Origin of the sequence: Amycolatopsis iheyensis (assembly GCF_024703995.1) — a bacterium.
Classification (GTDB): Bacteria; Actinomycetota; Actinomycetes; order Mycobacteriales; family Pseudonocardiaceae; genus Amycolatopsis; species Amycolatopsis iheyensis.
The window spans coordinates 673,641-688,118 of the sequence record NZ_JAMXQV010000002.1 but is presented as its reverse complement, the minus strand read 5'-3'; the positions used below and the strand labels follow the sequence as shown (position 1 = coordinate 688,118).

Annotated in this window: 13 protein-coding genes; 3 read left to right on the top strand and 10 right to left on the bottom strand. The window is 71.9% G+C overall.

Annotated elements, in window-relative coordinates; genetic code table 11:
• Positions 1 to 7: 7 nt before the first annotated feature.
• The 3 genes from M8542_RS06930 to M8542_RS06920 form a co-directional block, all read right to left on the bottom strand.
• The gene (locus M8542_RS06930; protein ID WP_257919167.1) at positions 8 to 676 is read right to left on the bottom strand and encodes a GntR family transcriptional regulator; all 669 of its coding nucleotides are present in this window, start codon (positions 674 to 676) and stop codon (positions 8 to 10) included.
• A complete protein-coding gene (locus M8542_RS06925; RefSeq protein WP_257919166.1) occupies positions 658 to 2,076 on the bottom strand; it encodes a fumarylacetoacetate hydrolase family protein in 1,419 nt (472 codons plus the stop codon). Before M8542_RS06925 ends, M8542_RS06930 begins: the two co-directional genes overlap by 19 nt.
• A 74-nt stretch (positions 2,077 to 2,150) precedes the next feature.
• Entirely contained in the window at positions 2,151 to 3,587 is a 1,437-nt protein-coding gene (locus M8542_RS06920; protein ID WP_257919165.1) for an aldehyde dehydrogenase family protein, read from the bottom strand.
• 138 nt (positions 3,588 to 3,725) lie between these two features.
• On the opposite strand from M8542_RS06920, the gene M8542_RS06915 reads away from it, so the two are divergent.
• Complete coding sequence (locus M8542_RS06915; protein ID WP_257919164.1) at positions 3,726 to 5,153, top strand: GMC family oxidoreductase; 1,428 nt, start codon at positions 3,726 to 3,728, stop codon at positions 5,151 to 5,153.
• On the opposite strand, the gene M8542_RS06910 is transcribed toward M8542_RS06915, so the two are convergent.
• From M8542_RS06910 to M8542_RS06895, 4 genes are all read right to left on the bottom strand, one after another.
• Entirely contained in the window at positions 5,137 to 5,727 is a 591-nt protein-coding gene (locus M8542_RS06910) for a TetR/AcrR family transcriptional regulator (RefSeq protein WP_257919163.1), read from the bottom strand. The genes M8542_RS06915 and M8542_RS06910 overlap by 17 nt on opposite strands.
• Positions 5,728 to 5,830: 103 nt before the next feature.
• On the bottom strand, positions 5,831 to 7,051 hold the full coding sequence (locus M8542_RS06905; protein WP_257919162.1) for an HNH endonuclease signature motif containing protein: 1,221 nt from the start codon (positions 7,049 to 7,051) through the stop codon (positions 5,831 to 5,833).
• A gap of 212 nt (positions 7,052 to 7,263) precedes the next feature.
• Complete coding sequence (locus M8542_RS06900) at positions 7,264 to 8,868, bottom strand: amidohydrolase (RefSeq protein WP_257919161.1); 1,605 nt, start codon at positions 8,866 to 8,868, stop codon at positions 7,264 to 7,266.
• Positions 8,869 to 8,871: 3 nt separating this feature from the next.
• Positions 8,872 to 9,627 carry a MoaF C-terminal domain-containing protein gene (locus tag M8542_RS06895; protein WP_372508487.1) on the bottom strand — a complete coding sequence of 252 codons (756 nt, stop codon included), beginning with the start codon at positions 9,625 to 9,627 and terminating at the stop codon, positions 8,872 to 8,874.
• A 112-nt stretch (positions 9,628 to 9,739) separates the two neighbouring features.
• On the opposite strand from M8542_RS06895, the gene M8542_RS06890 reads away from it, so the two are divergent.
• Positions 9,740 to 10,438, top strand: a complete 699-nt coding sequence (locus M8542_RS06890) for an SDR family NAD(P)-dependent oxidoreductase (protein ID WP_257919160.1) — start codon at positions 9,740 to 9,742, stop codon at positions 10,436 to 10,438.
• Positions 10,439 to 10,451: 13 nt separating this feature from the next.
• Positions 10,452 to 11,243, top strand: coding sequence for an SDR family NAD(P)-dependent oxidoreductase (locus tag M8542_RS06885; RefSeq protein WP_257919159.1), 792 nt, complete (start codon positions 10,452 to 10,454; stop codon positions 11,241 to 11,243).
• Between the two features lies 1 nt (position 11,244).
• Here M8542_RS06885 and M8542_RS06880 read toward each other — a convergent pair whose 3' ends face one another.
• The 3 genes from M8542_RS06880 to M8542_RS06870 are packed head-to-tail and all read right to left on the bottom strand — an operon-like array spanning position 11,245 to position 14,475.
• Positions 11,245 to 11,937 carry an ABC transporter ATP-binding protein gene (locus tag M8542_RS06880; RefSeq protein WP_257919158.1) on the bottom strand — a complete coding sequence of 231 codons (693 nt, stop codon included), beginning with the start codon at positions 11,935 to 11,937 and terminating at the stop codon, positions 11,245 to 11,247.
• The gene (locus M8542_RS06875; RefSeq protein ID WP_257919157.1) at positions 11,934 to 13,628 is read right to left on the bottom strand and encodes a branched-chain amino acid ABC transporter ATP-binding protein/permease; all 1,695 of its coding nucleotides are present in this window, start codon (positions 13,626 to 13,628) and stop codon (positions 11,934 to 11,936) included. Before M8542_RS06875 ends, M8542_RS06880 begins: the two co-directional genes overlap by 4 nt.
• A complete protein-coding gene (locus M8542_RS06870) occupies positions 13,615 to 14,475 on the bottom strand; it encodes a branched-chain amino acid ABC transporter permease (protein ID WP_257919156.1) in 861 nt (286 codons plus the stop codon). Before M8542_RS06870 ends, M8542_RS06875 begins: the two co-directional genes overlap by 14 nt.
• Positions 14,476 to 14,478: the final 3 nt, after the last annotated feature.

Genomic DNA, 14,478 nt, shown 5'->3' with positions numbered 1-14,478 from the left:
TTCTGGGTCAGGGGTGGCGGTAGGCGAGGAAGGCGTCGAGCGTGGCCAGCCGGTGCGCGCGCACGGCCAGTTCGACCTCGGCGGCCGGTGCGCCCCGATCGAGGAGCGCGAGGATGGTTTCGTGTTCGGCGACCGACTCCCGGGCGCGGCCGGGGACGAAGCTGAACGTCGAGGTGCGCAGCCCGCTGAGCCGGTCCCAGCCGCGCCGCACCAGGTCGAGGACCTGTGGGTTCGGGCAGGCGGTGAAGAGCACGGTGTGGAAGTCGCGGTTGAGCGCGGTGAACCGGGCCGGCTCGAAGTGCCCGAGGCAGTCGGCGAGGTCGGAGTTCAGCGCGCGGGCCCGCTCCAGCGTCCCGGGTGGCAGCACCGGCGCGGCGAGCGCGGCGGCGTACCCCTCGACCAGGGCGAGGGTCTGCATGGTGTGCTGGTACTCGCTTTCGTCGACCATCGCGACCTGCGCGCCGACGTGGCGTTCGAACGTCACCAGCCCTTCGGCCTCCAGCAGCCGGATGGCCTCGCGGATGGGGACCACGCTGACCCCCTGCTCCTGGGCGAGCTGGCCGAGGACCAGGCGGTAGCCGGGGGAGAAGGTGCCGTCGGCGATCCGGGCCTTGATCCACTCGTAGGCGATCCGCGACTTGCTCATCGCGGCGCCGTTCACCGCTTCGCGAGCCATGCGGCGTACCTCCCGCGCCAGTGCTCGTCCATCGGGTACAGGCCTTCGACCCGCTCGCCGGCGGCGACCTGCTCGGCGATGAACGTCTCCTGCAGCTCCTGCTCGATCGCCGCGTCGACGATCTCCTCGACCAGCTCCGGCGGGATGACCAGGACGCCGTCGCCGTCGCCGACGAGCACGTCCCCGGGGCACACCGTGGCACCACCGCAGGCGATCGCGACGTCGACGTCCCACGGCACGTGCCGGCGGCCGAGCACCGCCGGGTGCGGCCCGGCGTGGTAGGTGGGAATGTCCAAAGCGGACACCGCGGCGAGGTCGCGGACGCCGCCGTCGGTGACGATCCCGGCCGCGCCGCGGACCTGCGCCCGCAGCGCGAGGATGTCGCCGACCGTGCCGGTGCCGCGTTCGCCGCGGGCTTCCATGACCAGGACGTCACCGGGGCCGAGGCTGTCGATGGCCCGCTTCTGCGCGTTGTAGCCGCCGCCGTGGGCCTTGAAGAGGTCTTCGCGGTAGGGCAGGTAGCGCAGCGTGCGGGCCCGGCCGGTCAGCCGGGCGCCCGGCCGGGTCGAGGTCAGGCCGTCGATCGACACCGCGTTGAACCCGCGCTTGCGCAGCTGGGCCGACAATGTCGCGGTGCCGACCGACTCGAGCTTTTCCCGCAGCTCACGGGTCAGCTCGAACTCCGCCGACGGCGTCCCGTACGCGTCCGCGCGCTGCTGGTCGTCGGCCCGGGGGAGTGCGCCGTACGGTCCGAACGGGACGGTCCCTTCGGTGATCGTGGTGACCAGCCGGCCGGTGGTGTGCCCGGCGGTGTCGACCTCGACCTCGACGACGTCGCCGGGGATGGCGACCGACGCGCCCGCGGGCGTGCCGGTCAGGACGACGTCGCCGGGGTCGAGCGTGATCAGCTGCGAGAGGTCCGCGACCAGCCGGCCGAAGCCGAAGAGCAGGTCGCCGGTGGTGTCTTCCTGGACCAGCTCGCCGTTGAGCCACGTCCGCAGCCGCAGCGCGGCCGGGTCGATCGCCGCGGCGGGCAGCACCGCCGGGCCGAGCGGGGTGAAGCCGTCGCCGCCCTTCGAGCGCAGGTTGCTGCCCTTGTCGGCGTAGCGCAGGTCGTAGACGCCGAAGTCGTTGGCGGCGGTGACACCGCCGACGTGCGACCAGCCGTCCTCGGGGGTGACCCGGCGGGCGGTGCGGCCGATGACCAGCGCGATCTCGCCCTCGAAGCCGAGCAGCTCGGTGCCCGCGGGGCGTTCGAGCACGGCGCCGCTCGCCGCCACCGAAGTGGGCGGCTTGAGGAAGTACGACGGCTGCTCGGGGACGCGGCCGCGCTGGGCGGCGCGCGAGCGGTAGTTCAGGTGCAGCGCGATGATCTTGCCGGGCCGCGCAATGCTGGTCATCGGGGGTTCCTGCCTGCTGGTTCGGGAAGATATCTCAAATGATATACGATCTCGGGCGTAGGGGAACCCCCCTTTCAGGTTCCGTAGTGGAGCCACACGGACTTCGTCTCGGTGTAGGCGTCCAGCGCCCACGGGCCCATCTCGCGACCCCAGCCGGACGCCTTGTAACCGCCCCACGGCGCGGCCATGTCCGGGATCGGCGGCATGTTGACGAACACCGCGCCGGCCCGGATCCCGTCGGCGTACCGCTGAGCCGTGCGCAGGTCGCGGGTCCACACGGTCGCGGCGAGGCCGTACTCGGTGTCGTTGGCGCGGTCGAGCAGCTCGTCGCCGTCGTCGTAGGCGGTCACGGCCAGCACCGGGCCGAAGATCTCCTCGCGCATGATGGCCATGTCGTCGCGGACGCCGGCGAACAGCGTCGGGGCGTAGAAGTAGCCGTCGCCGTCGACCCGGGTGCCGCCGGTGACCAGGTCGGCGCCCTGCTCGCGGCCGGTGCCGACGAGGAAGTCGACGTGCTCGCGGTGCTTGGCCGACACGAGCGGGCCGAGCTGGGTGGTCTCCTCGGTGCCGGGCCCCAGGCGCAGGCCGTCGAGGCCGCGCGCCATCTTCTCGACGAACTCCTGCTCGCGCTTGCGGTCGACGTAGAAGCGTGTGTAGGCGGCGCAGACCTGGCCGGTGTTGAGCGTCGCGCCGGCCAGGTTGCCGGCGACGGCGGCGTCGATGTCCGCGTCGGCCGCGATGATGCTCGGGGCCTTCCCGCCGAGTTCGAGGGTGAGCCGCTTGAGGTTGGAGGCCGCGCTCGCCGCGGTGATCAGCTTCCCGACCGCGGTGGACCCGGTGTAGGAGACGTGGTCCACGTCCGGGTGCTCGGTCAGCATCGCCCCGACCGGGCCGTCCCCGGTCACGAGGTTCACCACGCCGGCCGGGAACCCGGCTTCGTGGACCAGTTCGACCAGCCGGACGCTGGTCAGCGGCGTGACCTCACTGGGCTTGATCACCACGGTGTTGCCGGTGGCCAGCGCCGGGGCGAGCTTCCAGGCGAGGATCATCAGCGGGAAGTTCCACGGCGTGATCAGCGCGTTCACCCCGACCGGCTCGCGGCGGGTGTAGTGCAGGGTGTCCGGGAAGGACACCGGGTTGGTGGTGCCCTGCAGCTTCGTCACCCAGCCCGCGAAGTAGCGGAAGTGCTCGGCTGTGCCGGTCACGCTCACCTGGCGGGAGATGCCGATCGGCTGGCCCTGGTCGAGGGTCTCCAGCCGGGACAGCTCCTCGTGGTGCGCTTCGACGAGGTCGGCCAGGCGGAACAGCAGCGCCGCACGCTGGACCGGCAGCAGCCCGGCCCACTCCGGCGCGGACAGGGCGCGGCGGGCGGCCGCGACGGCGGCGTCGACGTCGGCCTTCGACGCGGTGCCGACCTCTTCGAGCACGCGGCCGGTGGCCGGGTCGAGCGTCGGGATCGTCCCGCCACCGGCCTCGGTCCACTGTCCGTCGATGCACAGGCGTGTCGCCATCCCGGGTTCCTCCTCGGCCTTGGGTGAGCCGAGTATCGGGCGGCGGGCGCCCGGCGGTCTTGTCCGCTCCCGCATGCCCGTTGACCGACGGCGAAGGGATGCTTCGCGGGCACCGGCCCGCACACCAGGCTGAGGCGCATGGACGTGATCGTGGTGGGCGCCGGCTCGGCCGGTTCGGTGGTGGCCCGGCGGCTGGTGGACGCGGGCGCGGCGGTGACGCTGCTGGAGGCGGGCGGGCCGGACACGAACCCGGCCATCCACGACCCGGGCCGGGCCGGCGAGCTGTGGCACGGGCCGGAGGACTGGGACCTGTACACGGTCCCGCAGCCGCACGCGGCGGGCCGCCGGCTGCACCTCCCGCGCGGCAAGGTGCTCGGCGGGTCGCACGCGCTCAACGCGATGATCTGGGTCCGCGGCGCCCCCGCCGACTACGACGGCTGGGGACTGCCCGGCTGGAGCTGGGCCGACGTCACGCCGGTGTTCGAGCGGATCGAGAAGGACCTCCTGGAGGTCGTCCCGAACACGCCGCTGCACCCGATCCAGCAGTCCATAGTGGACGCCTGCGTGTCGGTCGGCCTGCCGGTGAACCCCGACTGCAACAGCGGCACGCTGGACGGGGTGTCGGTCGAGCAGATCACTCTGCGGGACGGCAAGCGCCACAACACCTGGCACGCCTACGGAGCGCCGGTGGCGGCCCGGCTGACCGTCCACACGGGAGCGGAGGTGCACCGGCTGCGGTTCTCGGGTTCGCGGGTCACCGGAGTCGTCGCTTCGATCGACGGCTCGGAGCGGGAGCTGCGGGCGGACCTCGTGGTGCTCGCGGCGGGTGCGCTGGGCTCGCCGTCGATCCTGTTGCGCAGCGGCGTCGGCCCGGCGGACGAGCTGGCCGCGCTCGGCCTCGACGTCGTCGCGGACCTGCCCGGCGTCGGCCGCAACCTCCACGATCACCTGCTCTCGCCGGTGGTCTTCGCGACCGACCGCGACGTCACACCGTGGCCGGGCCGGCCGGTGACGCAGGTGCACTGGTTCTGGCGCAGCCGCCCGGGTCTCGCGGTGCCGGACACCCAGCCGATCTGCTTTTCCGTGCCGATGTACGAGCCGTGGATGTCCGGGCCACCGACGGGGTTCTCCCTGATGGCGGGCATGGTGACACCGGAGAGCCGCGGAAGCCTCCGGCTCGCGCCGGACGGCTCGCCGCTGATCGATCTCGCCGCGTTGTCGGCCCCCGCGGACTTCGAAAGCCTGGTGGCGTCGGTGGAGCAATGCCGCGCGGTCGGCGCGGCCCCGGCGCTGGCGGAGTGGGGTGCCCGGCAGCTGTACCCGGCACCGGAGGACGACGTCCGGGAGTACGTGCGGCGCACGGCGATCACCTACCACCACCAGGTCGGCACCTGCCGGATGGGCACGGACGGCGCGTCGGTGGTCGACCCGGAGCTGTCGGTGCACGGGCTCGACGGGCTGGTCGTCGCCGACGCGTCGGTGCTGCCCCGGGTGACGACGGGCAACACCAACGCGCCGGCGGTGCTGGTGGGGGAGCAGGCGGCGAAGTTCATCCTGGGTGGGTGAGCCGCTCCAGCAGCGAGTCCAGGTGCCGGTGCTGGAGCTCGACGGTGGAGAACTCACCCGCCACCAGGCTCATGACGTTGGCCCCGGCGTTGAGCAGGACGATCTCGTCGACGATCTGCTCGTCGGGAGTCGCGGTGACGACGTCGCCGTCTTCGCGGGCCTCAGTGAGGAAGCGGTGCAGCAGGCCGCGCCACTCGCGCACGTGCTCGAGGTACTTGTCGTGCATCCGCCGGTTCCCGAGCGACATCTGCCAGAAGATCAGCAGAACCCGCCCGGCGATGATGCGCGCCTCGTCGAGCGGCATGGAGGAAACGCAGATCTCCCGAAGGGCGGCGAGCCCCCGCCGCCCTTCGAGGTCGACGTACTGGCGCATCAGGTCGAGGGCTCGCTCGTAGGTGGCCGCAATGATGTCTTCCTTGCTGGGGAAGTACAGCTTGAGAGCCCCATTGGCAAACCCGGCAGCGGCGGCGATCTCCCGCATGGTGGCGGCTTCGATCCCACCCCGCACGATCAGCTCCCAGGTGACGTCAACGATGTCACTGCGCCGCTGGTCGTGGTCGATGATCTTGGGCACCGCACACCTCCGTTTCTCTACCAGTGTAGGAGAAAATGCCGGTGAGTGCGTGGGTGTAGGCCCGTAGCCGGTTGGCTGCGGGCCTGTCCCGTGTTCGGTTGTCTCAGGCTGCGGTGGGTATCGGTTGGTGGAGGTTGTTGCGCCGGGGTTGTCGGCGCTTGTCCAACCACACCGGCGGTAAGAACTCCGGGAGCCCGTCAGCCGCGATGCGGACCTCCCAGCCGGAGCGGTGCAGCAACCGGTGGTGGTGGGCGCACATCAACGCCAAGTTCATCAAGTCCGTCGGGCCGCCGTCGGCCCAGTGCCGGATGTGATGACCCTGGCAATGCCGCGGTGGACGATGACAGCCCGGGAAGGCGCAGCCGCGGTCGCGCAGGTAGAGGGCGTTGCGGATGCTGGTGGGGATCAGGCGACGGGCGCGGCCTAGGTCCAGTGGGGCGCTGGCGCTGTCGAGGACTGCGGGGATGAGTTTGCAGTCGCAGGCGTGGATGCGGGCTTCGGCTGCGCTCAGGGTGCCGGTGTCGCCGAGCAGGGCGGTGCCGAGGCCGGAGGTCAGGTTCTGCAGGGGGATGGTGACCATGAGGTGGGCTCGTTCGCCGGCTTGGGTGGGCAGGTCGGGGGTGTTCAACGCGAGGTCGATGGCGTCGGAGAACGCGTCGCCGTAACGCTCGGCCGGGGACCGGTGGTCCTCCGAGCCGCGCCGCTGGGCCAGCGAGTCGAGCAGGGCGCTGGCCCGGGTGCCGGTTTCGTCGTCGAGGTGACCGGTGAGTTCCCAGATGCCGGTCTTCTTGCGGCGGAGGGAGAGTTCGCGGTGGGGGGTGGCGGGTTCGGTCTCCTCGGGTGCGGTGCCGTCGGGGTCGAGGTGGGCCATGATCCGCGCGCCCAGGGCGGCGACCTGTTTGTGCCCGGAGTCTTCGGCGAAGCTGAGCAGGCTCTGCTCGGCTTCCTCGCGATGCTCGGGCGGGATCTGGGTCAGTGTCTCGACGATCGTGTCGATCATCGGGTTGCTCAGCGAGCCAGACGCGGCAACAGCGCCGGTGGCGGGAGCGACCGCGGGGATCGGGGTGCCGTCCAGAGCGCGGGAGGAGTTGATGGTCCGGGCCCGCTTGAGGAACTTTTCGGCAGCTGATTTGGGGATGTCGGCCAGTTGTGCGAGCAGGTGGGGAACGGAGCGGTAGCCGAAGAGTTCCAGGACGCCGCGGGTTTCGATTTCCACGAGCAGCGACCCGAGTTCGGCTTCGGCGGTCCGCACGACGCCCAGCAGGGTGCTGATCCGGTCGGCGAGGGCGACCGCATCGGCTTGCCAGGCGAAGTTTCTGTCCACACCCCAAGATTACCGGGGTTCGAACACCAGTTCATCACACGATCAGGTGGCAGGTTAACGAACCGTCCGGACCACAGAACACCGGCCACAGCAGCAAAGCGAGGGAGAGATTCGTTGCGTGGGGAATCGGCGCTACCAGCCACAGCAGCAAGAGACCACAGGGCGCCGATTTCTCACGCCACGGCGAAGCCGTATCAGTAAAGCCGGGAAACCTAACGAGAATAAACCCGCCGCCCCCCAAACCAAGTCTCAACAACCGAAGTACCAACAACAGAGGAAGAACGAAAAGGATCCCGATCAAGAACAACAAAGTCAGCAGAGAGCCCAGGAGCCAAAGCCCCGGCAACATCATCAAGCCCACAAGCCCGAGCCCCACCAAGAGTGAAGACCTCAATGGCCTCAGCAAGCGAAATAGCCTGCTCCGCCCAAAGCGCCCCCTCGAAAACCCCCTGCGGATCCCGACGAGAGACAAGCCCGGCAATCCCCTCCCAGACATCGGGAGAAGGACTGACGGGCCAGTCAGACCCCCCGGCGACCAAAGCACCGGAGTCCAGCAACGAACGATTGGGCTGCATCCGGGAGGCACGCGAAGCGGGAAGCACGGAAGAGATGGCCGAGGGAATGACCCCAGGAACCCAAAGGAACGGCGAGATATCAGCAGCAACCCCGAGCGAGGCGAACCGAGGAAGATCGTCGGGATGAACGAACTGCCCGTGCGCGACCTGGAACCGCGTGTCGGTGTAACCGTCCGCGCGCAGCTCGGCCACGGCGTCGAGGAACTGCCGCACCGACGCGTCCCCCGTGCAATGGACCTTCGCCGACAGGCCCGCCGAAGCCGCCCGACGCAGCCAGTTCGTGAGCTCGGCGGGAGGCATCGTCGTCGTGCCGTGGAAGCAAGGGCCGTGGACGTCGTCCGGGAGGTACGGCTCCAGGAACGCCGCTGTGCGCGTCGGCGGGACGCCGTCGAGGAAGATCTTCACGAAGTCCGGGCGGTGGTGCTCCGTGCGGTAGCGGCCGGCCAGCTCCAGCAGCGGCGCGCCGACCGGGTCGAAGCCGAAGATCGGGTCGTTGACCAGCAGTGACGTCACCACCCACGCGTCCAGTTCGCCGGCCGTGTCGAGGGAGTGGAGCGCGCCGAGGATGTCGGTCGAGACGCCCGCGTCCTGGAACGCCGTGACGCCGTACCCGTGCAGGATCTCGATCGCTCGCCGGGACGCGCTCCGGTGCTGGTCGGCGGTCAGCTCACCCGTCACGACGAGCACTCCCGCCGCCTCCAGGAGCAGGCCGCTCGGCTCGTCGCCGTCGCGGACGATGACGCCGCCGGGCGGGTCCGGGGTGGCCGCCGTGATGCCCGCCAGCTCGAGGGCGCGGCTGCTCACCCAGCGGTTGTGGCGGCTGTCGTCGGTCAGCGACACCGGGCGGCCGCCCGCCGCGGAGTCCAGCGCGCGCCGGGCCGCCGCCGTCGACAGCGTCGAGACCAGGGTGGAGGCCCAGGCGCCGCCGGTCACCCACTCGTCGGGGCCCAGCGTGGCCGCCCGCGCGCGGACCGCGTCGAGGATGTCATCGAGGCCGGCCTCGGCGCCGAAGGAGAGTTCGAACAGCTCTGCGCGCCCGGCCATGGCGTGGTGGTTGTGCACGTCCACCAGGCCCGGCATGACGAACGCGCCGCCGAGGTCCACGACCTCGGTGTTCGGTCCGCGGCCGACGTCCTCGAGCGCGACGATCTTCCCGTCGGCGACGGAGATGGCGGACGCCCACGGCCGGGTGGCGTCCACTGTGTACACGACGGCGTTGGTGACGATCAGGTCGGCGGCCACGGTTCAGGACTCCACTGGTGCGGAAGCGGCCGGGTCGAACTCGGGCGGGTGGACCGTGGTGCTCAGGAGCCGCCCGAAGGCGCCGAAGGTGAACTGCGTCGGGTGCGACCCGGTGGCGTCGAGTCCGAAGAGGACGCCGTGCGACCGCAGGTCGCGCGCGTTCCGGTGGTCGGCGATGGTCACCGACGCGCACGGGATGACCTTCTCCCGCCAGGTGAACACGTGGATGCCGGGCCGAACCTGGTAGACGGTGTTCTCGTCGGTGTCGGCAAGCCCGCGCTCGGGGCCGGCCAGGCACTGCCAGGTGTACCAGTGCGGGCTGAGGTAGACGTGTTCGTAGGCGTGCTCGCGGCTGTACACCCACAGCACGCGCCGGCCGATCAACGCGGTGCTCGGCGCCATCGGCTCGCCGCGCACCTCGATGCCGTCGATCGTCGCCGGGCGGAACCGCTGGGTGACCCGCGGGGTGCCGGCCTCGCCGATCGTCGTGATGACGACGAGCGCCCGCCCGTCTCGCAGGTCCAGGAAGAGCGACGTCGTCTCCCGGTCCGACGGAGGCAGCTGGACGTAGTACAGGCCGTCGTCGACGAGGAACGTTTCGCCGTCCCCGGCGAAGGTGAAGACGACGACGCCGTCGTCGTCGCGCAGGACGAACTCGCGCTCGCGCAGATCGTCGACCACCGGTGCCTTGTTCGCGTCGAAGCCGGGGGCGAGGCCGTCGAGGGGGAGCCAGGTCGAGGTGTCGGAGAGAGTGCTCACCCCGGTCAGTCTCGGGTGCGGCCGGGCCGCGGGGAATCGCCCGTGCGGGGGTGGACAACAAGGCTGCGCTCGGCGCCAACCACCCGGCCGCGCTCGCGGTGAGGATGGGCGCATGCGAACCGAACTGGCCGGGAAGGCGGTGCTGGTGACCGGCGGGGCGTCCGGGATCGGGCTGGCGTGCGTGCGGGCGTTCCGCGAGGAGGGCGCGCGGGTCGGGGTGATCGACCGGACACCCGGCGACGGGGTGGAGGTCGCGGACGTCACCGACGACGCCGCGCTGGCGTCCGCTGTCGCCACCGTCGCCGGGCGGCTCGGCGGGCTCGACGTCGTCGTCGCCTGCGCCGGGATCTCCGGGCCGGTCGGCAAGCCCGTCGCCGAGACGACCGCCGCCGAGGTGGCCGCCGTGCTGGCGGTCAACGTCACCGGCCAGTTCCTGCTGGTCAAGCACGCACTGCCGCACCTTGGAGACGGTGGCGCGGTCGTCCTGCTCGGCAGTGACTCCGCGTTCACGGCCGCGCCCGGCATGGTGCCCTACTGCGCGTCGAAGGGCGCCGTGGTCGCCATGACCCGGGCGCTCGCCGTCGAGGTGCCGGGCATCCGGGTCAACTGCGTCTGCCCGTCGGTGGTCGACACGCCGATGGCACGCGGCGACCTCGGGGACGTCCTCGACGACCCGGCGTTTCCCGTGCAGCAGGCCGCGGACGTCGCCCGGCAGGTGCTGTACCTCGCGTCCCCGGCTTCGCGACCGGTCAACGGCCAAGCCCTGCTCGCCGACTTCGGCATGTCGGCCCGTTCGGCGTTCCCCGCCTAGGAAAGGATCCACAGTGGAAGCATCGGAGAAGGTCGTCGCCATCACCGGCGGCGGCACCGGCATCGGCGCCGCGGTCGCCCGGCGCTACCTGAGCGAAGGCGCGCAGGTGGTCGTGCTGGGCCGGCGTCGCGAACCCCTGGAGAAGGTGGCCGGCGCGCACGCCATCGTCTGTGACGCGAGTGTGCGCGAAGACGCCGAGAACGCCGTCGCCGAGATCGTCGGCCGGTACGGGCGGCTGGACGTCGTGGTCGCCAACGCCGGCGGCCACGGGTTCCACTCGGTCGCCGACACCGGCGACGACGAGTGGGAGCTGGCGCTGCGGTCGAACCTCTCGAGTGCCTTCGTGCTCTGCCGGGCCGCGTTGCCGTCGCTGGTCGAGACCGGCGGCCAGGTCGTGGTCGTGTCGTCGCTGGCCGGGCTGTTCGCCGGGCCGAACGTCGCCGGGTACACCGTGGCCAAGCACGCGCTGATCGGCCTGACCCGCTCGATCGCCCGCGACTTCGGGCCCCGCGGGGTCCGCGCGAACGCCGTCTGCCCGGGCTGGGTGCGCACGCCGATGGCGGACGCGGAGATGGCCGAGTTCGCGGCCGCGGCCGGCTTCACCGGTGGTCACGACGAGGGCTATCGCCGGGTGACGGAGGAGGTTCCGCTGCGCCGCCCCGCCGAGCCCGAGGAGATCGCGGCGATCGTGCGGTTCCTCGGCTCGGCGGAGTCGTCCTACATCACGGGCGCGGTGCTGGTCGCCGACGGCGGCGCGCACGCGGTGGACCTGCCGACGCTGGCTTTCGAGCGCGCCGGCATGTGAGTCACGACCCCAGGTAAGCGCTGTGCAACGTCGCGGGGGAGTCCAGCAGGGTCTGGGCGTCCCCCGCGTACGTGACCCGGCCGGAGGAAACCACCAGGGCCTCCTGCGCCACCCCGAGTGCCAGGTGCGTGAACTGCTCCACCAGCAGGATCGCCGCGCCCTCGGCCGCGAAGCGGGTCACGACCGGGAGCAGCCGGGTGAACACCACCGGCGCCAGGCCGAGCGACATCTCGTCGATCAGCAGGAACGCCGGGCGGGCCGCGAACGCGCGGGCCAGCACCACCATCTGCTGCTCGCCCCCGGACAGCAGCGCCGCGGGGGAGTCGCGGCGCTTGGCCAGCTCGGGGAACAGCTCCATGACTTCGTCGACCCGTGCCGGGGTGTCCGCCGTCAGGCGAAGGTTCTCCAGCACCGTCAGCCCCGGGAACACCGCGCGGCCCTGCTCGATGTGGGCCAGCCCGAGCCGGGCCCGCGCGACCCGTGACTGCCGGGTGACGTCGACGCCGCCGACGTGCACACTGCCGGACGCCGGCGCCACCACCCCCGACACCGCTTCCAGCAGACTCGTCTTGCCGGCGCCGTTCGGCCCGACCAGTGCCGTGATCCGGCCGGGCTCTAGCGTGAACCCGACGTCCCGGATCACCGGGCCCGCGCCGCGCTTGACCGTCAGCCCGTCGACTCGCAACGCGTTCACAGCAGCTCCGTTTCACCCATGTACGCCTTCAGGACGGCCGGGTCGGCCAGCACGTCGGCCTGCGGGCCGCTGGCCAGGACCTCGCCGAAGTCGAGCACCGTCAGCCGGTCGCACACCGACCGCACCAGGTCGAGGTCGTGCTCGATGAGCAGCACCGACACCCCGAACCGGGCCGGCACCTGCCGCAGCCGCCGTCCGAACGCCACGTGCTCCTCGTGCGGCAGCCCGGCCGCCGGCTCGTCGAGCAGCAGCACCCGGGGCTTCGCCAGCAGGTGGCCGACGACCTCGACGAGCCGCCGCGCGCCGGCGTCCACCCGGGACAGCGGCGTGCGCGCCGACGGGCAGCCGAAGAACTCCAGCGCGTCGGCGACTTCGGCGCCGGGGAGCCGGCGCCGGGCGACGAACCGGACGTACGCCCCGACGGTGAGGCCCGGCGGGACGCGGTCCTGCTGGAACGTCCGCCGCAGCCCGGCGCGGGCCCGCCGCGTCGGGGAGCCGGTGAGGAGCCGGCCGTCGAGGGTCACCGTCCCGGTCGCCCGCGGCAGGAACCCGCTGATCACGTCGACCAAAGTGGACTTCCCGGCGCCGTTCGGCCCGATCACACCCAGCACACCGTGTTCCGGCACCGAGATGTCCACATCGGACAAGGCGCGGACGTGCCCGAACGAGACGCTCAGCCCGCGCACCTGGAGCACCGGGTCGCCGGGTGGCAGCGGCTCGACCTCGGCGACTTCCGTGAGGCCGAGGCCGGCCGGCTTGCGTGAGCGGTGCCAGAGGTTCCGGACCGCGGTGCCGAGGTTGCCGCGCCCGGCCAGCGCCTGGATGCCGAGCACGCCGAAGATCACGAATCCCCAGTCCTGGGGCACGCCCCAGCGTTTCAGCAGCTCCGGCACCGCGACCCAGAGCAGCGCGCCGAACACCGCCATGTCGATCAGGTGCGCGCCGGACATGATCGCCAGCACGTACAGCGCGAGGGACTGGATCGCGGTGAAGCTCGCCGGGAAGGCGAGGCCGACCTGGCCGGTGAGCAGGCCGCCGCTGATGCCGCCGAGCGCCGCGCTGACCGCGAACGCCGTCAGTTTCGACGTCCGGACGCCCGCGCCGACGGCGGCGGTGCCGCGTTCGGAGAAGGCGACCAGGTGCCAGCTGCTGCCCCAGCGGCCGCGGCGCAGGAAGTGCACGACCAGCCCGCAGGCGACGAGCACCAGCACCGCGAGGAAGAAGTACGACCGGTCGTCGGAGAACGCGTCCGGCCGCTCGACCGAGAGGCCTTCGGTGGCGCCGGGGAACTGGATCTGCACCAGCGTGAGGTCGGCGGCCGCGGCGAGCCCGAGGGTGACCACGGCGAGGGTGATGCCGCGCAGCCGCAGTGCGGGCAGCCCGACGAGCACCCCGGCGGCCGCGGCGGCGAGACCGCCGAGCAGCAGCCAGACGACGAACCCGCCGGGCACTCCCGCGACGTTGCACGCGGAGACGACGAACGCCCCGACCGCGCCGAAGGTCAGCTGGCACAACGAGATCATCCCGGCGGTGCCGGTCACGACGCCGAGGCCGAGCAGCGCGATGGCCGCGACGACGGCGCTGACCCCGAGGTACACGAAGTACCCGGCCAGGCCGACGCTCAGCCCGTAGCCGACGCCGACCGCGACAGCCGCGACGGCGAACGGAAGGAACCGCTCAGCGAGCCGCATCCCACACCTCCTTGCGCTGCGTCCACAGCAGCAGCGCCACGATGACCAGGAACGGGAGGAAGTAGCGCAGCACCGACAGCTTGTCCGACTGCGCGACCGCTCCCTGCGCCATGCCGAGCACCAACCCGCCGGCCACGGCCAGGTCCAGCCGGCGGAAGCCGCCGAGCAGGGCCGCCGCGGCCGCCGGGACCACCAGCATCGCCAGCGACGTCGGGTCGTTGGACTGCGACGGCGCGACGATCGAGACAGCGAGCGTCGCGATCACCCCGGTCGCCGTCCAGACGCCGACCGAGAGCGGCCGGGCCGGGATGCCCAGCAGCTCCGCGGTCGTCGGCCGTTCCGACAGCGCGCGCAGCCGGACGCCGAGCGTGGTGCGCGCCAGCACCGCCCGGCAGCCCAGCGCCACCAGCACCGCCAGCGCGACCGTGACCACGGTGACCTGGCTGATCACCACGCCGCCGACGGTGAACGCCGGCCCGGCCAGCAGCGGGTGGAACGGCTGCGGCTTGTTGCCGAACAGGATGAACGCCAGCGAGATCAGCAGCAGGAGCACCGCGACCGTCACCGCCGAGCGCGTCCCGGTGTCGGCCTCGGCGAGCCACGTCGAGACGATCCAGCCGAGGACCGCGCTCAGCGCGCCGCCGAGCACGATCCCGGCGAGGGTCGCCAGCCACTCCGGGAGGCCCAGGTGGACGGCGAGGAACACCGCGACGTAGCAGCCGAACATCCCGGTGGCGGACTGCGCGAAGTTGACCACGCGCACGAGGCGTGACATCAGCGTCAGGCACACCGCGAGCACCGCGTACAGGCCACCGGCGGCGAGACCGGCGAGAGCGCCCTGCAGCATGAA